We start from the raw sequence: 17477 nt of genomic DNA, 5'->3' as shown, positions 1-17477 counted from the left end.
CCGCTCACCCGGCGTCCTTGCGGGCGCGGAAGGCCGCGGCCTTGGTGCGGTTCTGGCAGGCGGTGGAGCAGAACTGGCGGGCGCCGTTGCGGGAGGTGTCGACGTACACGCGGTCGCAGCGGTCGGCCCGGCACACGCCCAGCCGGCCGGCGAGACCGCCTCCCACGGCCAGCGCGAGCGCGGTGGCGCAGCTGGCACTGGTCCCGGCCGCGAACGAGTCGTCCGGGCCGTGGAAGTGCATCTGCCAGGGCCCGTCCGCGCCCCGGTCCAGCCGGGGCCGGGCACCGGTGTCGTGCAGGAGGCCGTTCACGGCCGCGGCGGCGTCGTCCAGCCTGCCGTCCTGCATGGCCCGGAAGACCTCCCGCATGCGCCGCGCCGTACCGACCAGGTACGCGGCCTGCGCCTCGTCGATGTCGCGCGGCAGGGACGCGGCGGTGTGCGACACCGCGGCGTCGACCGCGCGGGGCAGCTCCGCCCCGCGCGGAGCGGCGTAGGGGCGGCCGCGGGCCTCTCCGTCGGTCAACGCGTTCACGAGCGACACCGCATGGTCCAGCAGCACCACTACGTGACTGTCGAACATCACTTGACCAGTCACTCCCTCGATGGCTAGCGTAGGTGACTGACGATACTCGATTCGCCGGTTACGTGAGGGGTGGCGTGCATGCCGCGGACCGTATGGCTGCTGGTGGCGGCCCGGGCGATCAACCGGCTCGGCGCCTTCTCCCTGCCCTTCCTGACCGTCCTGATCAGCACCGACTTCGGCGCGAGCGGCACGACGGCCGGCATCCTCTCGGCCGCCTTCGGCCTCGCCACGATCCCCTCCCGGCTCGCCGGAGGCCGCCTCGCGGCCCGCATCGGGCGCCGGCGCACGATGGTGCTCGGGCTCACCGGGTGCGCACTCGCGCAGCTGGGCATCGCCGCCGCCGGCTCACTGGCCACGGTTGCCGTCTTCGCGATCCTGCTCGGACTCGCCTTCGAGCTGTACGAACCGCCGAGCCAGGGGATGATCGCCGATGCCGTCGCCCCCGCCGACCGGGTGCGCGCGTACGGCCTGCTCAACACCGCGCTCGCCGTCGGCGGCACCGGAGCCGGCCTGATCGCGGCGGGGCTCGGCCGGTGGGACCTGCGCTGGCTGTTCGTCGTCGACGCGCTGACCTGCCTCGTCTGCGCGCTGGTCCTCCACCTCGTGCTGCCCGCCGACCACGAGCGCCGTCCGCCGGCCCGCCCCGCCGCCCGCCCCGCCGCCCGCCGCGCGGAGGCGGGCCCCTGGCGCGACGGCGCCCTCGTGGCCATGTTCACCGCCGGTACCGTCTTCGCCCTGGTCTCCATGCAGATCCTCATCGCGCTGCCGCTCAGCCTCGACCACCGGGGCCTCGAACCAGCCGATGCCGGGCTGCTGTTCACCACCTCCGCCGTGACCGTCGTGGCCGCGCAGCCCGCCCTGCGCCTGCGCCGCCTCGCCGAGCTCCCCGCCTCCGCGGCCCTCGCCCTGGGCTACGTCCTCATGGCGGCCGGCCTCGCCGGATACGCCGTCGCACACGCCCTGCCCGCCTTCGTCGCCGCCACGGTGGTGTGGAGCCTGGGCGACGTCATCATCCTGGGCCGCGCCCTGAGCGTGGTCGCCGAGCTGGCGCCGCCCGGAGCCACCGACCGCTACCTGGCCGCGTACGGCATCAGCTGGGGCATCGCCACCGTCGTGGCCCCGGTCACGGCCACCCAGACCCTCGAACACGCCGGCGTGACCGCCCTGTGGGCCGGCACCGCCGGCGTCTGCCTCGCCCTCGCGGCCGCGCAGCTCCTCGTGGTCGACGCCCTCCTCGGCCGGCCGAGGCACCCCCGCCCGAAGCACACCCCGACGCCGCGGCCGGACCACCCCGAGGCCATCACTTCCTAGGTCAGTCCGCGAGGAACAGGCCCGCCCGTACGCCGTCCAGGACGAAGCCGTTGTCGAAGCGCACCCGGACCGTGACGAGGGGGCCGCGCTCCTGGTGGGCGATCCACTCGGGCTCCAGCGCGGCCACCTGCTCTTCGAGCCGCTTCTTGCTCTCCGCGGGCATGTCACGGCCGAAGGAGTCCAGGAGCGAGGCGAGGCGCTGGTACTCACGGACCCCCTCGCTCTCGTGCCGGTCCTCGACCACCCGCTCGACGGTGCCCTCTGTCCCCGCCGCGAGGGACAGGGACCCGGCCGGGGCTCCCTGCGGAGCCGGGGAGCCGTCCGGCTCCGCCAGCGAGTCGATCAGCCGCAGGTCCGCCGCCAGCCGTACCCGCCGGCCTTCTGTCAGGGTCATCGCTTCCTCGTCCCTCGGATCGGAGCGGGCCGCCCACCCGGCCCGGCTGCCAGTATCCACGCAGGTCACGGCATCCACACAGGTCACGGCGGACCCGTAACCGCGTCGGCCCCGGTGGCCGGCCCTTTCGGCGGGGCCGGAGCCGCCTGCCGGGGGAGTGCGGCCCCCTCGCGCGGCCGGTTACTCGCGAGGAAACCGGGCCATTGGCTATGGTGAGCGCCCTCCGGTCGAGATCCCTTCGAATCCGCTCATCAAAGACGGATCCGCTGCGCCGATCGAAGGAAGTCCTGCCACTCCAGGACGTGTATGCAAGCAGAGCGACGCACTGCCGGAACACCGCCCGGCGTCGGCCCACTGCGAGCCGGCCTGCCCTCGCCCCGTCACCCGGGGCTGGAGGGCGGCGGTCTTCTCATTCACCTACCTCGCGAAGGCAAGGCAGAGATGGCAACAGCGCCCAGAAACACCTCCCGGAAGTCCGCCCGAAGGTCCGCCACGGGCCCGACGCACCCCGTCGACGAACTGCTCCCGATACCGAAACTGGCCCTCTACGGCTTCCAGCACGTGCTCGCGTTCTACGCCGCGGCCGTCATCGTCCCGGTCCTGCTCGGCAACGCCCTCGGCCTCAGCCGCCAGGAACTCGTCCACCTCATCAACGCCGACCTCCTGACCTGCGGGGTGGCCTCGATCGTCCAGGCCCTCGGCGTCGGCAAGATCGGCGCCCGCCTGCCCCTGGTCCAGGGCGTCACCTTCACCGCCGTGTCACCCATGATCGCCATCGGCGTCGGCGCGGGCGGCGGCACCGCGGGGCTCCTGGTCGTCTACGGGGCCGTGATCACGGCGGGCCTGGCCACGTTCGCGTTCGCGCCGCTGTTCAGCAAGCTGGTGAAGTACTTCCCGCCGGTCGTCATCGGCACCATCCTCACCATCATCGGCATCACCCTCATACCGGTGGCCCTCCAGGACGCGGCCGGCGGCGCCCACCTCATCGGCACCCCCGCCTACGGATCCCCGAAGAACCTCGCCTACGCCGCGGGCACCCTGCTCTTCGTCCTCCTCCTCGCCCGGGTCGGCAAGCCGCTGCTCAGCAGCCTCGCCGTCCTGCTCGGGCTCGTGGCCGGCACGACGGTCGCCTGGATGTGCGGGGACGTCGACCTCGCAGCCGTGGGCCGGGCCGACTGGTTCGGGGTCACCACGCCCTTCCACTACGGCATGCCGCGCTTCGAACTGCTCCCGATCACCGCGATGCTCGTCGTCATGCTGATCACCATGGTGGAGACCACCGGCGACGTCTACGCGATCGGGGAGATCACCCGCAAGAAGGTCGACGCCGACACCGTCGCGCGGGCCCTGCGCGCCGACGGCGCGGCCACCGTGCTCGGCGGCGTCCTCAACTCGTTCCCGTACGTGGCGTTCGCGGAGAACATCGGCCTCGTCCGCATGTCCAGGGTCATGAGCCGCTACGTGGTCGTCGCGGCAGGCCTGTTCATGGTCGTACTCGGACTGCTGCCGAAGGCCGGCAGCCTCGTCGCCTCGGTACCCCACCCGGTGCTGGGCGGGGCGGCGGTGTCCATGTTCGGCATCGTCGCCGCGGTCGGCGTCCAGATCCTGGGGAAGGCCGACCTGCGGGAGGAGCGCAACACCCTGATCCTGGCCGTCAGTCTCGGCGCGGCCCTGCTCCCGAGCACGGTGACGCCGTTCTTCGACCGGATGCCGGAAGACGTACGGGCCGTACTCGACAGCGGCATCACGCTCGGGGCGCTGACGGCCATCTCGCTGAACCTGCTCTTCAACGTCTTCACCAGCCGCAGCACCATGGAGATCGACTGGGACGACATCGAGGACGGCGACAGCGGCCCACCCGCCCCGGGCCTCGGCGCGACCGCCCACTGAACGCCGTGACGCCCCGTCGGTGACGGGCCGGGGAGGGCTGCGGCAGCCCTCCCCGGCCCGCGCGGGCGCCGCGCCCCCCACCCCCGTCAGACCCCCGCCGCGGGGTACGGGGGCGCCTCGCCCTGCTTGCCCACCAACTCCCAGAAGTGGTCGACGAGACGGCGGAGGTAGGCGGCGCGCTCGGCCGCTATCTCCTTGAGGCGCGCGTCGTCGTTGCGGGCGACCAGGTGTCCCATGTACCGCTCGGAGAAACCGGAGAACTCCGCGTGCATCGTGCGCAGCGCGTCCCCCACGCTCGTCGCGTCCACCGCCGCGATGTCCACCACCGCGTCGACGTGCGCCTTCCACCGGCCCGCGATGGCCGTGCGCAGGTGCTCCTCCAGCTCGTCGACGCGCCCCATGATGCCGATCAGCTTCCGGAGGGACAGTCCGAGGGCCTCCACCAGCACCCTGGTCTGCCGGGCATCCCCGTGCCACTCCCGCGCCGACTCCGCCGCACGGTAGTCGTCCGGGTCCATGCCCAGACGGTACGAGAGCCGCTCCACGCCGAGCCGGCGGGCCAGCCGGAACTCGGCGAGGGTGCGCGGCTCGGTGCCCATGAGGGTCACCGGGTCGCACCACAGGACGTCGGCGAGCGCGAACAGGTGCTCGTCGGAGGGCACGTGGGAGCCCTGCTCCCAGGCCATGACCCACTCGGGATGGACCGGGGTCCCGCAGACCGCCATGGCGTCGGCCACCTGAGACACGGTCAGGCCCATGCGGGCGCGGGCGGACCTGGCCTCTGTGGGGGAGAACGGAGTGCTGTACACGTACGAGACACCTCGCAAAACCCTTCGGACGCACCGCGCCGGAAGGTAAACGGAATGATGGATGAACACCAAGCGCGGGCACACTAACAGATGTTCCCCAGGGTGTATCCGGCAAGTGGCCTTGATTTTAAAGGCTCTATCTGGGTTGCAGCCGGGAGTTTGCCATTACCGAAAGCTCGCCTCGTCGGGCGGTGTGAACAAGCGGAATGTCGGCGGCGAGGGTGTGCGGCTCCGGTGCTCCGGCCCCACCGGGTGCGTGCGCAAGCGGGCTGTTCTAGCGTCGTAAGGAGGGAGGGGAGGCCCTGCCGAGCCGGCCCGGAGCGCGAGCCCGGGGCCCGTGGCCACAGTCGGCCGCGTGCGCTCGGCGCCGTTCCTTCGCGGATCCGGCACGACCAGGTTCCGGGCCGCGCGACGATCCCGGAGAGCAGGTGCGTTCCATGCGCACGTCGACCCGTATCGCAAGTGTCCTCAGCGGCCTGACCCTGGCCCTGGGCGGTGTGGCCTTCATCGCCCCGGCCGCCCACGCGGACGTCACGGCCTGCATCAACCAGGTCGAGCGGGAGCTACAGGGCGGAGAGGCCCCGGACTCCATCCGGATGGCGTGTTACGTCGGGCTGACCGGCGACCACGCGCAGTGCGTGTCCGGCCTGACCGCGGGCGGCGTGACCAACGGCACCGCGGTGAGCGCCTGCCGGGTCGCCCCCAACTAGCCGTCCCCGACCGGGAGAGCAGGTGCGTCCCATGCGCACGTCGATCCGTGCCGCCGGTGTCCTCGCCGGTCTCACGCTCACGCTCGGCGGCGCCGCCCTCGTCGCGCCCGCCGCGCACGCCGACATCCCCGCCTGCGTGAACATGGCCCGGCAGGCGGGTGTCGAAGTCACCGAAGCCGTCAGCGCGGCCTGCCAGCGCGGAGTGTCGGCGGACCTCCGGGGCTGTGTGGACGGACTGACCCAGGCCGGCGTGCCGGGCGGCGCCGCGAACGGCGCCTGCCGGGCCGCGGCCCACGAGCCGCGTTAGGCCGTCTCAGCGGCCCATCGCGGTGCGCAGGGTGATCCCGTGCAGGGTGCGCAGGCGGCGCACCTCCCACACCGACAGGGCGGTCACCGACAGCGGGCCGCCCAGGAGGAAGGTGTAGAGCACCTCCGGAGGCGCGGCGATGTCGGGGCCGCTGAACAGCTGGAACGCGAACAGCGACCACACCAGCAGCGGCGAGAGCAGCGCCGGGAGCAGTGGGTGGACGGTCGAGGCGCGGAAGCAGGTGGTGACGCAGACGTACGCCGCGACGAGCGTGTACGGGATCGAGACGATCACCAGGGCGACCGACAGGAGCCAGCCGATCACCAGGAACAGCAGGCTGAGGATGTGGGCAATGATGCCGCGGCCGAAGATCGAGGCGAAGAACGACAACAGGTCGTCACCGGTGATCAGTTCGCCCTTGAGGCTGGTGACGGACAGCCAGACCGCTGTGGGACCGGCGGCGAGGGCGAGGAACGCCAGGGCCGGCTCGCCGAGTCGCCGGGTGTAGGCGCGGCGCCGGTAGGGGGTGCTCGCGATCAGGAACGCGGCGATGCCGATGACGGTCCCGGTCATGAGGACGGCGCAGGAGAGGCCGAGTTCGGCGAGCTTGCCGAGTACGAAATCCTGCCGGCCGCTGCTCAGCGGGTAGGCCACGATCAGCCAGAGCGCCGCGATCGTGCCGATCACCGTACGCCCGACCCGCATCCGGGTGATCACCCGGTCGTCCACGCGGTCGTCGAGGTCGCCGCGGCCCTCTCCCATGGCGGCCTGGAAGGCGCCGTTCACCGAGCCGATGTGCGTGGTGCCGTCGCCGAACGGCGTGCTGAGCCTGCTCACTTGCTTCCCCCGAGTGTGGTGCGCGTGCTTCGTGTGACATGTGTGCGTCACGACGAACGTCGAACACCCTAACGGTTTCGGCCGGGTTCCCAGCCCTCCCTCCGTGCCTCCCACCAGCCCGGATCCGGCCCGCCGGCCTCGCCGTACCCTGATCCCCGGTTCCTCCGGCCGCGGCCACCGACTCTCGAAAGGGCAGCACACATGACCTGGTCCGAACGCGTGGTGGTGCGCGAAGGCGTCCGTCTCTCCTGCCGGGACTGGGGTGGGCCCGGGCCGGCCGTCGTCCTGTTGCACGGTCTTGCCGGGCACGCGGGCGAATGGGACGCCACGGCAAGCCGGTTGAGCCCTGATTTCCGCGTCGTCGCCCTCGACCAGCGTGGTCACGGTGCCAGCGAACGACGCCCGCGCGACCTCTCGCGCGCCGCGTACGTCGCCGACGTCGTCACCGTACTCGAAGAGCTCGGGCTGTCCCGGCCCGTGCTGGTCGGCCAGTCCATGGGCGGCAACACCGCCATGCTCACCGCGGCCGCGCACCCCGGGCTGATCCGCGGCCTCGTCCTCGTCGAGGCCGGACCGGGAGGATCGGGTCCGGACGTCCCCGCGATGATCGGTGGTTGGCTCGATTCCTGGCCCCTGCCGTTCCCCTCGCGCGAGGCGGCCGTCCTGTTCCTCGGCGGCGGCCGGGTCGGCGAGGGCTGGGCGTCCGGACTGGAGGAACGGGACGGCGGGTGGTGGCCCCGTTTCGACCGCGACGTCATGGTCGACTCGCTGGCCGAGAACGCCAGGGGCCCGTTCTGGAACGAGTGGGCGACCGTCGGGTGCCCGACCCTGGCCGTCCTGGGGCAGAGCGGCATCATCCCTCCCCGGGAAGCCGACGACATGCTCCGCCGGCGGCCGGACACGCTGGCCGTGAGCGTCCCCGGGACGGGACACGACGTACACCTGGAACAGCCCGACGTCCTGCACCGCTTGCTGACGGAGTTCCTGGAAGCGCTGACCTGACGCCCCGCCGGTCACCGGCAGCGGCGGGGAACCCGGGCCGGCGGTGTGCCCGTGGGCCCGGACGGGGGAACGGGCGGCGCCGGGCGCGTCCCGTGCGGTGTCGCTGCGGGGAGCCGGGGCGGGGGCGGTGAGGATCGGGGGATGGGCTTCGTACTGCCGGTCCTCTTCGCGTTGTTCGCGGCGCTCAGCAACGCCCTCGCGACGGTGCTCCAGCGGCGGGCGGCGCTCACCGTGCCGCAGAGCGACGGTTTCCGCTTCGGGCTCGTCCTGGACCTGCTGCGGCGGCCGCTGTGGATCGGCGGGATCCTGGCGGTGATCGCGGCCGGCGTCGGTCAGGCCGTGGCGCTGGCAACGGGCGCGCTGGCCCTCGTACAGCCCCTGTTCGTACTGGAACTGCCGCTCGCGCTGCTGATCGCCTCGCTCGTGGCGCGCAGCCGGCTGCCGGGCGCGACGTGGCTCGCCGTGGCGGCGGTGGTGGCCGGCCTCGGGATCGTCCTGGTGGCCGCCTCGCCGGCGGGCAACCGCACGCACGTCCCGACCGACCGCTGGGTACTGGCCCTGGCCGCGTGCGCGGTGGCCGTCACCCTGCTGGCCGTGGCGGGACTGAGGCGGACACCCGGCCGGATGCGGGCCGGCTGCCTCGGCGCGGCCACCGCCGTCTCGTACGCGCTCACCGCCGCCCTGATGAAGTCGGCCATGCACGTACTCGACGAGGGCGGGCTCGGCGCGTTCCTGACGGCCTGGGAGACGTACGCCTTCGCCGCGACCGGGGTCTGCGCCCTGCTGCTCCTCGAACACGCCATGCAGGGCGGCCCGCTCGTCGCCTCGCAGCCCGCGCTGACCCTCGGAGACGCGGGCGTGAGCGTCGCACTGGGCGTGCTGCTGTACGAGGAACACCTGCGGGGGCACTGGTGGCTGGTCCCCCAGGCGCTGGGCCTCGCCCTGATCTGCGCCGGGGTGTTCACCCTGGCCCGGGCCGAAGCGGGGGCCGAGCCGGGGGCGACGTGAGCGGCGCGGGACGGGCTTCATCGGCAACTCCGCCGACGGCGGCCCCTGTTACGTACTGCCCCCGCACTCTGCCCCTCTCGCCGGCCGCCTGTTATCTTGAACGCGTTCAATGACGTGACCGCAGAGCTCCGATGGGAGAGGAACGCGCCCATGACCACAGGCCGTTGGCTGATCGTCAGCCTGCTGCGCCACCTCGCGACCGCCGCGGTGGGCTGGACGGCCGCGGCCTCCGTGCTGCCCGTCCTGGGGGACGGACCGTCAGCGCGGCAGCTGGGGGAGGGGATGCTGGTGGGTCTCTTGGCGGTTCCCCTGCTCACGCTCGCCACCTTCCTCGTCCTCGTACTGCTGTGTGAACGGCGGTTCGAGCCGCCCACGGGCGGCGCGGCACGGATCCGCGGCGGCTGGCTGGTGCTCCTCCCGCTGGCCCCGCTGCTGCCGCTGGGCCTGATGGCCCCGCTCCAGTACCTGATCGTGCTGTGCGCGCAGGTGGTGTTCGTCATGGCGGTCCTGCCCCGAGCGGACTCCCTCGCCACCGCCGAGGCCGTCCGCTCGGTCGGTGACCCGGACGTCCCCCTGGAGGAGAGGATCAGGGTGGTCCACGAGCTGGCCCGCTTCTCCACCCGCCCGGTGACCGTGGCGTTGGTGGACGCCGCGACGGGGGAGGAGCCGCGCCTCGCCGGAGCGGCCCTGGACGCCCTGTGCCGCGTCTGGCGGCGCGACGGCGTCGTGGGCGAAGACCTGCTCGCGCGGCTGCGGCCCGTGGAGCGGCAACGCGTGCGCGGACTCCCGGTCAAGGTCCGCAGCCCCTGGTGACCGGAGCCTCGCCCAGCCGGCGACCCCTCGGGATTCCCCGGCTCCGGGGCCTCTGCCATCCTGGTGGCGTGCAGACACCTGCCTCCGTCACGCCCGACGCCCCGGCCGCCCTGCGCAGGCCCCTGTTCACCCAGCAGTGGCTCGACCTCACCTTCATCCACTGGGCCGTGGAACCGGACGTCGTCGCGGGGCTCCTGCCGCGGGGGACCGCCCCCGACGTCCACGACGGCGTCAGCCACGTGGGGCTGGTCGCCTTCCGGATGCACGACGTGGGGCTGCTCCGGCTGCCCGGGATCCCGTACCTCGGATCCTTCCCGGAAACCAACGTACGGCTGTACTCGGTCGACGAACAGGGACGGCGCGGGGTCGTCTTCCGCTCCATGGACGCGGCCCGGCTCGTCCCGGTGCTGGCGGGACGCCTCGGGTTCCGGCTGCCGTACCTGTGGTCGCGGATGGCCGTGCGGACCGAGGGGAACACCGTCGCCTACGCGAGCCGCCGGCGCTGGCCCGGCCCGCGCGGGGCGCACAGCCGGATCGTCGTGCGCACCGGTGAACGCATCGAGGAGCCGACCGCCCTGGAGCACTTCCTCACCGCCCGGTGGGGCATGCACAACGCGTTCCCGGGCGGAGTCGGATACCTGGCGAACGACCACCCGCGCTGGCCCCTGTACCGGGCCGAGCTGATCACCTGTGAGCAGGACCTGCTCGCCGCGGCGGGCCTCCCCGCCCCCGAGGACGCCCCGGTCAGCGTCCTGTACTCACCCGGCGTCCCGGTCCGCCTCGGCCACCCGTCCCGCGCCCCCCACCACCCGGACCCGCTCCGCGCCGCACCGTGACGCGGACCTGCTCCCCGCGGGGCCCCGGGATGCCCGATCACATGGCGCGTGGTCATGTGAGGGTCACGGAACCGGTTCAAGTGGGCCCGGCCGTGCGGGAGACGGTGATCGGCGGGTGCGGCCCGGGTACCTTGCGGGGTGTCACTGGGGGAAGGGCCGGTCCGGTGCGGACCGGCGAGGGGAGCGGGGTCCGCTGATCTGACCGTGCTTCCCTGGCTCCTCTCCTACGGTCTCACCCGGCTGTGGGCCGCGCGGAAGAAGCGCTGAGCCCCCGGTCTCCGCACCCCGCTACGGGCGCACCTGCTCCCCGCTCCAGATCTTCCGGTACGCCTCGCGGTAGCCCGCCGGGTCCCACGACGTGGCGCCGCCGCTGTTCCCGGCCGTGGCGATGTGGACGGGGGCGACGTAGCCGCTGGTGGGCCGGCCGGCGAAGGCGCGGTTGAAGTCGTCGACGATCTGCCAGCCCTGCTGGGACAGCGGCTCGGGGACGGTGGCGGCCTGGTACTGCCCGCTGTTGATGCGCTGGAACGCGGAGGGGTCGCCGTCGCCCGCACCGATGTTGAGCGGCGGGCCGGAGCCCGGCTTGCCCGCCGCGCGCAGGGCGGGGGCGGCGTCCGCGAAGTAGAGGTCGTTGATGGCGACGGAGTGGGTCCACCTGCCCTGGAAGCGGGACAGGAGGGAAGAGACCTCCTGGGGCGTGCGGCTGCTCGCGTCCGGGATGGGGATGTTCTCGTACGCCAGGAGCGCGACGCCCGGGCAGGTCGCGAGCTCCTTCTTGATCAGGTCGGCCTTGTTCCTGGCGAACGGGATGGAGTCGTCGGTGAAGAGGACCGCTCCGGCGTCCCCGCCCGACTGGGCGATGATCCAGTCCGCGCTGATCCTCGCCACGTCCTCCACCTTCGTGGTGATGTTGGTGAGGAGACCGGCGTCCTCGCTCGGGCCGGGGGTGCCCACCGCGTGCCAGCCGATGAGCGGGATGCCCGCCGCCCGGGCCCGCACCACCTGCTGGGAGGTCAGCTTGGGATCGAAGCCGCCGATGACGATGCCCGAGGGCTTGAGGGTGACGGCCTGGCTGAGCGCGGCCTGGATGCCCGCCGGGGTGCCGTCCCCGTCGATCACCCTCGCCTTCCAGCCGATGGCCTTCGCGGCCTCCTCGAACCCCTTCGCGACGCCCGCGACCCCGGGGTTGGTCATGGTCTGCGCGACGTAGACGAGGGTCTTGTCCGGAACGGCGGCCGGGCCGCTGGTGGGGCCGCTCCAGGCGGCGTCGGTGTTCTCGGCCTGCCGGACGGCCGCCTGCGCCCGCGCGAGGGCGGCGGGGCAGCCGGCTCCCGACGGCTCGCCGCCCGCCGACGGGCCGTCCCCGCCGCAGCCGGCCACGAGGACGGCTGCCGCCGTCAGCAGGGCTGCGGTCGCGACGCTGGTCTTGGGGTTCGGGTACACGGTGCTCCTGACGCGGGTGCGCGTACGAAAGGGGTCAGGGACGGCGGTTCTCCGCCGGTCCGGCGGGTGACGGGCGGGGCGCGGCGGCCGTGGTGCGCAGCCGGCGGCGGGCGGAGTAGCCGGCCAGGCCCACGGCGATGAGCAGGGTCGCGCCGTTGAACAGCGGCGTCGCCCAGAACTGGGCGCCGAGCTGGCCGATCCCGGCGAGGCCGATGGCGAGGACGGCCACGGCGACGAGGGTGCCGAGGGCGTTGGCCCGGCCCGGTTTGATCGTCGTCGACCCGAGCAGGGCGCCGACGAACGCGGGCAGGAGGTAGTCCAGCCCGACACTCGGGTTGCCGGTCTGCTGCTGGGCGGCGAGCAGCACCCCGGCGAAGCCGACGACCAGGCCCGATCCGGCGAAGGCGTACACGCAGTACCGGTGGGTGGGGATGCCGACCATGTCCGCGGCGCGCGGGTTGGAGCCGATGACGTACAGGTACCGGCCGGCCGGCAGCCGGTCCAGCACCAGCCACAGGACGCCCGCGACGGCCAGGACGTAGAACGCGGGGAGCGGCAGCCCGAGGAACCGGGAGTCGTAGAGGGCGGTGAACGGGGCGGGCAGGCCGTCCGGGCCGGGGACGATCCGCGCCCCGTCGGTGATCCAGCCGGTGAAGGCGTACATGATGCTGCCGGTGCCCAGGGTGGCGATGAACGAGTTGATCCGCCCGAATTCGACGATGACCCCGTTGAGGGCGCCGGCCACCGCCCCTCCGCACACCACCACCCCGCAGGCGAGGGGCCAGGGCCAGCCCCCGTTGACGACGAGCTGCATCACCAGGACGTGGGCGAGGCCGAGACCGTAGCCGATGGACAGGTCGAACTTGCCCGTGGCGATGGGGATCGTCGCGCCGAGCGCGAGGAGCGCGGGGATCGACTGGTTCGAGAGGATCGAGGCGACGTTGTCCCGGGTGGGGAAGGTGCCCGGCAGGGCCAGGGAGAACACCGCGAAGAGCAGCACGGCGAGGGCCAGGAGGCCGTATCCGCCGATGAGGTGCCCGCGGAGGCGCGCCCGCACGGATCTGAGCGAGGGGAAGGTGGTCATCGGCTCGTCGCAGCTCCGGTGATGGGGGGCATGGCGGAGGCGGTCCGGGTGAGTTCGGCGACGGTGAGGGCCGTACCCGTCAGCTCGGCGCGCACGGTTCCGCGGACGAAGACCAGGGCGCGGTGGCACACGCCCGCGACCTCTTCGAAATCGGTGGAGATGAGCAGCACCGCGAGGCCGCCGGCCAGTGCGTCGTCGAGCAGGCGGTAGAGGGTGGCCTTGGCGCCGACGTCCACGCTCGCGGTCGGCTCTTCGAGGACGAGCACGCGCAGACCGCCCCGGAGCCACCGGCCGACCATGACCTTCTGCTGGTTGCCGCCGGAGAGCGCGGCGATCGGCACCTCGCTGTCGCGGGGCTGCACCGAGAACCGGTCGATCAGGGCGGTGGCCTCGGCGCGCTCGCGCCGCGGGCCGAGCCAGTGGAGGGCCGGCGCGCCGGCCGCCCGCGGGTTGGCGAGGAAGTTCTCCCGTACGGTCAGTTCGGCGGCGCAGCCCTCTTCCTGACGGTTGCCCGCGACGAAGCCGACGCCGGAGGCGAGCGCGGCCGCGACCGTGGCGGGGTGGTAGGGACGGCCGTCGAGCAGGGCCCGCCCGCCGAGGACCGGGTGGGCGCCGGCCAGGGCGCGGCCCAGGTCCGTGTGGCCGGCGCCGGTCAGGCCCACCATGCCGAGGATCTCGCCGGACCGCAGCTCCAGGTCGACCCCGTCGGCGTACCGGGTCGTCAGCCCGTGGAGGCGCAGGAGCGGCGGGCCGGGGGCGGGCCGGGTGGCGGGCCGGTGCGGGGGCGTGGCCCGGCCCACGATGGCGTGCACCAGCCGGGCGTGGCTGTGGCCGGCCAGTGCGCCCCGGTCGACCAGGCGCCCGTCCCGCAGGACGGCGAACGCGTCGGCGACCTCGTACACCTCGTCGAGCCGGTGGCTGACGTAGAGGATGCCGTGTCCCCGGTCGCGCAGGGCGTGCAGGACGCCGAACAGCCGGGCGCAGTCCGCGGCGGGGAGGGTGGCGGTCGGTTCGTCGAGGACGATCAGCTCGGCCCGGGCCGCCAGCGCGCGGGCGATGGCGACCAGCGACCGCTCGGCGGGGGCGAGGTCGGCGATGCGGGCGTCGGCGTCGAGGTGGCCGGCGACGAGCCCCAGCGCGTACGCGCAGCGCTCGCGGGTGCGCCGCCAGGAGATCAGGCCGTAGCGGCGCGGGTAGCCGGTGCCCAGGGCGATGTTCTCGGCCACCGTCATCCATTCGACGAGGCCGAGGTCCTGGTGGATGAAGGACATGCTCCGGGTCGCGGCGTGCGACCCGAGGGGGTGGCCGGCCACGGTCACCTCGCCCTCGTCGGAGTGATGGACTCCGGCGAGGACCTTGATGAGGGTGGACTTCCCGGCTCCGTTGGGGCCGAGCAGGGCGAGGACGCTGCCCCGGCGGACGTCGAGGTCGACGGAGCCCAGGGCGACCGTGCCGCCGAACCGCTTGCCGAGCCCGCGGATCCGGACGAGGGGCTCGCCGCCGGAGGGGGAGCGCGGGGTGATCGAGGTGTCGGGAGCGTCATGCACAGACTTCTCCGGGGGTCGGCCTCCGAGTTCTTCCCGACTGCATGCGGGATTCTACGGGGAACCCGCAGGGCATTCCCGGCATATCGCCTCGTTTTGGCAGGCGGGTCATGTCGCTCGTGACGGCGGTCATCCCGCGTCCAGGGCGCACTCCGCCCAGATGACCTTGCCGGAGGGGGTGTAGCGGGTCCCCCAGGCCTGGGCGAGCTGGGCGACGAGGAACAGCCCGCGGCCGCCCTCGTCGGTGATGGCCGCGTGGCGCATCCGGGGGGCGCTGCTGCTGCCGTCGTGGACCTCGCAGATCAGGGTGCGGTCGCGGATCAGGCGGACCCGGATGGGGGCGCGGCCGTAGCGGACGGCGTTCGTGACGAGCTCGCTCAGGAGCAGTTCGACGGCGAAGGCGGACTCCTCCATGCCCCATTCGCCCAGCCGGTCCGTGGCGGCGGCGCGGACGCGGGAGACGAGGGCCGGGTCGGCGGACAGGTCCCAGGAGGCGATCCGGTCGCCGGGCAGGGCGTGGGTGCGGGCGACGAGCAGGGCGATGTCGTCGCCGGGGTGTTCGGGAGCCATGGCGTCGATGACGGCCCGGCAGGTTTCCTCGGGGCTGCGGTCCGGGTGGGCCAGTACCCGCATCAGGTCGTCGAGGGCCGCGTCGATGTCGCGGTGCCGGCCGTCCACCAGGCCGTCGGTGTAGAGGACCAGCCGGCTGTCCTCCGGGAGGTGGATCTCGACCGATTCGAACGGCAGACCGCCGAGGCCGAGCGGGGGACCGGCCGGCACGTCGACGAGCGACACCGTGCCGTCGGGGCGGACCAGCGCGGGCGGCGGGTGCCCGGCACGGGCCAGCGTGCACTGCTGCGAGGTCGGATCGTAGACCGCGTACAGGAATGTGGCGCCGACGATGCCGGTGCTGGTCTCGCCGGGATGGTCACCGCCCTCCTCGCGGTCGAGACGCACCATCAGGTTGTCCAGGTGCGTGAGGAGCTCGTCGGGCGCGAGTTCCAGTTCGGCGAAGTTGCGCGCCGCCGTCCGCAGCCGGCCCATGGTGGCCGCGGCGTGCAGTCCGTGGCCGACGACGTCGCCGACGAGGAGGGCCACGCGGGTGCCGGAGAGGGGGATGACGTCGAACCAGTCGCCGCCCACTCCGGACTCGGCGGGCAGGTAGCGGTGGGCGACCTCGACGGCGCTCTGTTCGGGCAGCCCGCGCGGGAGCAGACTGCGTTGCAGCGCGAGCGCCAGGGTGTGTTCGCGGGTGTAGCGGCGGGCGTTGTCGATGCACAGGGCGGCGCGGGCGGCGAGCTCCTGGGCCAGCGAGCGGTCGTCGTCACCGAAGGGCGCCGGGTCCTGCGAACGGTAGAAGCTGGCGATGCCGAGGAGGACGCCACGGGCGAGCAGCGGCACCGTGATGAGGGAGTGGACGTTGTGCGCGAGGAGCCGCTCGGCGTGCTCGGGATCCTGGGCGATCCAGCCGAAGGCCGCCTTCAGGTCCGGCTCCAGCACCGGCTGGCCGGTCGCCAGGCAGCGCATGTGCGGGGTGGTCGGGCGGAGGGCGACCTGCTCGCCCACCGGGTAGAAGGGGCAGTCGGCACGGATGCCGTGGACCACCGTGCGGTGCATCTCGGTGGTGGGGCGGGCGGACTCCTCGCCCCGCAGCACGGCTTCGGGCAGGTCGATGGTGACGAAGTCGGCCAGGCGCGGGACCGCCGTCTCGGCGAGTTCCCAGGCGGTGCGGCTCACGTCCAGGGTGGTACCGATGCGGTTGCTGGCCTCGGCCAGCAGTTCCAGACGGCGGCGTGCGGCGACGGCGTACTTGCCCACTTCCGGCTCGCCGACCAGTACGAGCCCCCTGACGGGGCCCGCGGCGGTGTCCTCGGTGCCGGCCGCCCCGGGGGCCGCCTCGCGCACGACCCGCAGGTGCGGCGCGGGGGGCGGGGCGCCGGGGGCCGGGGCGTGCCGGTCCGTGTCCTCGGGGAGGAGCGCTTCGATGACGAGGCCCTCGACGCCGGAGGCGCTCGTCACCGGACGGCTCACGAGGGTGATCAGCCGGCCGCGGGACAGCGGCACCCCGAGGGCGGCCAGCTGGGCCGAGGACATCAGCTCGGTCGCCTTCTCCTTGAGGACCAGCTGGTCGGCCTGGTCCAGATCGCTCTGGAGCAGCTCGGCCATCGCCAGCGGATGCCCGTCCAGGCCGCCCGCACCGGCTCCGACGTGGTCTCCGGCGTCGAAGTACGCCTGCAACAGGCCGCGCTCGCGCGCCGAGCTCTGCTCCATCAGCCGTCGCTCGACGGCTTCGGCCGCCCTGCGCACCAGCGGGACCAGCGCCGGGTCGGCGTCGGTGTAGGGGTAGCCGAGGCACAGCACGCCCTCGATGCGCCCGCTGAGCTGGTCGCGTACGGGTATCGCGGTGCAGGCGCTCGACTGGGACCGCTCCGCGAAGTGCTCGGCACCGTAGACCTGGACGAGGCGCCGCTCCGCGAGGGTGAGGCCGATGCCGTTCGTCCCCGCGACCCGCTCGGAGAAGACGAACCCGGGAACGGTCTGGATCGGGGCGAGGTGCCGGAGCAAGGACTTGTCGCCGAAACGGCGTTCGAGCACCGTGCCGTGGCCGTCGGCGAGGCAGATGTTCATCTGGCTCCCCGCGAAGATCGACTCCAGCCGGTCGAGGACCGGCCCCGCGGCGCGGACGAGGGGGCCGTCCCGGTCGAAGTCCTCGGTGAAGGGGAGCTCGGACTGGTCCGGCGACAGCCCCAGCAGCCGGCAGCGCTGCCACGAGCTCAGGATCGGACTGCGCACGCCGTCTTCGACCGCCTCGCCCTGAAGGAACCGGTCACGGGAATGAGCGGGGCCGATGCGGTCCCCGGCGACCCCCATCTGCACCACTCCCCTCACCGGAGCACGCTCGATCA

The 17477-nt window shown here is 73.4% G+C and carries 16 protein-coding genes; 8 read left to right on the top strand and 8 right to left on the bottom strand.

The window, feature by feature from the left end:
• Positions 1-4 precede the first annotated feature (4 nt).
• Positions 5-595, bottom strand: coding sequence for a CGNR zinc finger domain-containing protein (locus AC07B0_RS12850; RefSeq protein WP_478864289.1), 591 nt, complete (start codon positions 593-595; stop codon positions 5-7).
• 66 nt (positions 596-661) lie between these two features.
• Here AC07B0_RS12850 and AC07B0_RS12845 point away from each other — a divergent pair, with 66 nt between their 5' ends.
• The gene (locus AC07B0_RS12845) at positions 662-1894 is read left to right on the top strand and encodes an MFS transporter (RefSeq protein WP_478897985.1); all 1233 of its coding nucleotides are present in this window, start codon (positions 662-664) and stop codon (positions 1892-1894) included.
• Position 1895: 1 nt separating this feature from the next.
• Here AC07B0_RS12845 and AC07B0_RS12840 read toward each other — a convergent pair whose 3' ends face one another.
• Positions 1896-2288: a hypothetical protein gene (locus AC07B0_RS12840; protein ID WP_467299062.1), complete on the bottom strand. Its 393-nt coding sequence runs from the start codon at positions 2286-2288 to the stop codon at positions 1896-1898.
• Positions 2289-2729: 441 nt separating this feature from the next.
• On the opposite strand from AC07B0_RS12840, the gene AC07B0_RS12835 reads away from it, so the two are divergent.
• Positions 2730-4178 (top strand): nucleobase:cation symporter-2 family protein, encoded by a 1449-nt coding sequence (locus tag AC07B0_RS12835; RefSeq protein WP_469379726.1) that lies wholly within the window; start codon positions 2730-2732, stop codon positions 4176-4178.
• Between the two features lie 86 nt (positions 4179-4264).
• Here the strand turns inward: AC07B0_RS12835 and AC07B0_RS12830 are convergent, their stop codons facing one another.
• Positions 4265-4987 (bottom strand): helix-turn-helix domain-containing protein, encoded by a 723-nt coding sequence (locus tag AC07B0_RS12830; protein WP_478897983.1) that lies wholly within the window; start codon positions 4985-4987, stop codon positions 4265-4267.
• A gap of 437 nt (positions 4988-5424) precedes the next feature.
• Here AC07B0_RS12830 and AC07B0_RS12825 point away from each other — a divergent pair, with 437 nt between their 5' ends.
• Positions 5425-5697, top strand: coding sequence for a hypothetical protein (locus AC07B0_RS12825; RefSeq protein WP_467299056.1), 273 nt, complete (start codon positions 5425-5427; stop codon positions 5695-5697).
• A 31-nt stretch (positions 5698-5728) separates the two neighbouring features.
• On the top strand, positions 5729-6004 hold the full coding sequence (locus AC07B0_RS12820) for a hypothetical protein (protein ID WP_356873011.1): 276 nt from the start codon (positions 5729-5731) through the stop codon (positions 6002-6004).
• Positions 6005-6010: 6 nt separating this feature from the next.
• Here AC07B0_RS12820 and AC07B0_RS12815 read toward each other — a convergent pair whose 3' ends face one another.
• Positions 6011-6841 (bottom strand): hypothetical protein, encoded by an 831-nt coding sequence (locus tag AC07B0_RS12815; RefSeq protein WP_469379729.1) that lies wholly within the window; start codon positions 6839-6841, stop codon positions 6011-6013.
• A gap of 201 nt (positions 6842-7042) precedes the next feature.
• Here AC07B0_RS12815 and AC07B0_RS12810 point away from each other — a divergent pair, with 201 nt between their 5' ends.
• From AC07B0_RS12810 to AC07B0_RS12795, 4 genes are all read left to right on the top strand, one after another.
• A complete protein-coding gene (locus AC07B0_RS12810) occupies positions 7043-7843 on the top strand; it encodes an alpha/beta fold hydrolase (RefSeq protein ID WP_469379731.1) in 801 nt (266 codons plus the stop codon).
• Between the two features lie 141 nt (positions 7844-7984).
• The gene (locus tag AC07B0_RS12805; RefSeq protein WP_356873005.1) at positions 7985-8851 is read left to right on the top strand and encodes a DMT family transporter; all 867 of its coding nucleotides are present in this window, start codon (positions 7985-7987) and stop codon (positions 8849-8851) included.
• A gap of 150 nt (positions 8852-9001) precedes the next feature.
• A complete protein-coding gene (locus tag AC07B0_RS12800; RefSeq protein ID WP_478897981.1) occupies positions 9002-9664 on the top strand; it encodes a hypothetical protein in 663 nt (220 codons plus the stop codon).
• A 68-nt stretch (positions 9665-9732) separates the two neighbouring features.
• The gene (locus AC07B0_RS12795; RefSeq protein ID WP_478897979.1) at positions 9733-10500 is read left to right on the top strand and encodes a YqjF family protein; all 768 of its coding nucleotides are present in this window, start codon (positions 9733-9735) and stop codon (positions 10498-10500) included.
• 288 nt (positions 10501-10788) lie between these two features.
• On the opposite strand, the gene AC07B0_RS12790 is transcribed toward AC07B0_RS12795, so the two are convergent.
• The 4 genes from AC07B0_RS12790 to AC07B0_RS12775 form a co-directional block, all read right to left on the bottom strand.
• Complete coding sequence (locus AC07B0_RS12790; RefSeq protein WP_478897977.1) at positions 10789-11943, bottom strand: substrate-binding domain-containing protein; 1155 nt, start codon at positions 11941-11943, stop codon at positions 10789-10791.
• A gap of 34 nt (positions 11944-11977) precedes the next feature.
• Positions 11978-13027 carry an ABC transporter permease gene (locus tag AC07B0_RS12785; protein WP_467299040.1) on the bottom strand — a complete coding sequence of 350 codons (1050 nt, stop codon included), beginning with the start codon at positions 13025-13027 and terminating at the stop codon, positions 11978-11980.
• On the bottom strand, positions 13024-14574 hold the full coding sequence (locus AC07B0_RS12780; RefSeq protein WP_478897975.1) for a sugar ABC transporter ATP-binding protein: 1551 nt from the start codon (positions 14572-14574) through the stop codon (positions 13024-13026). Before AC07B0_RS12780 ends, AC07B0_RS12785 begins: the two co-directional genes overlap by 4 nt.
• A gap of 126 nt (positions 14575-14700) precedes the next feature.
• A complete protein-coding gene (locus tag AC07B0_RS12775) occupies positions 14701-17442 on the bottom strand; it encodes a SpoIIE family protein phosphatase (protein WP_469379804.1) in 2742 nt (913 codons plus the stop codon).
• Positions 17443-17477 lie beyond the last annotated feature (35 nt).

It is taken from the genome of Streptomyces sp. NPDC044704, from assembly GCF_056433525.1.
The sequence above is the reverse complement of the archived record's forward strand: the minus strand, read 5'-3'. Positions and strand labels throughout refer to the sequence as shown.

What these genes read in the sequence shown, in the direction of transcription:
- AC07B0_RS12845 (WP_478897985.1), top strand. Translation starts at nt 662, where the DNA reads ATGCCGCGGACCGTATGGCTGCTGGTGGCGGCCCGGGCGATCAACCGG.
- AC07B0_RS12840 (WP_467299062.1), bottom strand. Translation starts at nt 2,288, where the DNA reads ATGACCCTGACAGAAGGCCGGCGGGTACGGCTGGCGGCGGACCTGCGG.
- AC07B0_RS12835 (WP_469379726.1), top strand. Translation starts at nt 2,730, where the DNA reads ATGGCAACAGCGCCCAGAAACACCTCCCGGAAGTCCGCCCGAAGGTCC.
- AC07B0_RS12825 (WP_467299056.1), top strand. Translation starts at nt 5,425, where the DNA reads ATGCGCACGTCGACCCGTATCGCAAGTGTCCTCAGCGGCCTGACCCTG.
- AC07B0_RS12820 (WP_356873011.1), top strand. Translation starts at nt 5,729, where the DNA reads ATGCGCACGTCGATCCGTGCCGCCGGTGTCCTCGCCGGTCTCACGCTC.
- AC07B0_RS12810 (WP_469379731.1), top strand. Translation starts at nt 7,043, where the DNA reads ATGACCTGGTCCGAACGCGTGGTGGTGCGCGAAGGCGTCCGTCTCTCC.
- AC07B0_RS12805 (WP_356873005.1), top strand. Translation starts at nt 7,985, where the DNA reads ATGGGCTTCGTACTGCCGGTCCTCTTCGCGTTGTTCGCGGCGCTCAGC.
- AC07B0_RS12800 (WP_478897981.1), top strand. Translation starts at nt 9,002, where the DNA reads ATGACCACAGGCCGTTGGCTGATCGTCAGCCTGCTGCGCCACCTCGCG.
- AC07B0_RS12785 (WP_467299040.1), bottom strand. Translation starts at nt 13,027, where the DNA reads ATGACCACCTTCCCCTCGCTCAGATCCGTGCGGGCGCGCCTCCGCGGG.
- AC07B0_RS12775 (WP_469379804.1), bottom strand. Translation starts at nt 17,442, where the DNA reads ATGGGGGTCGCCGGGGACCGCATCGGCCCCGCTCATTCCCGTGACCGG.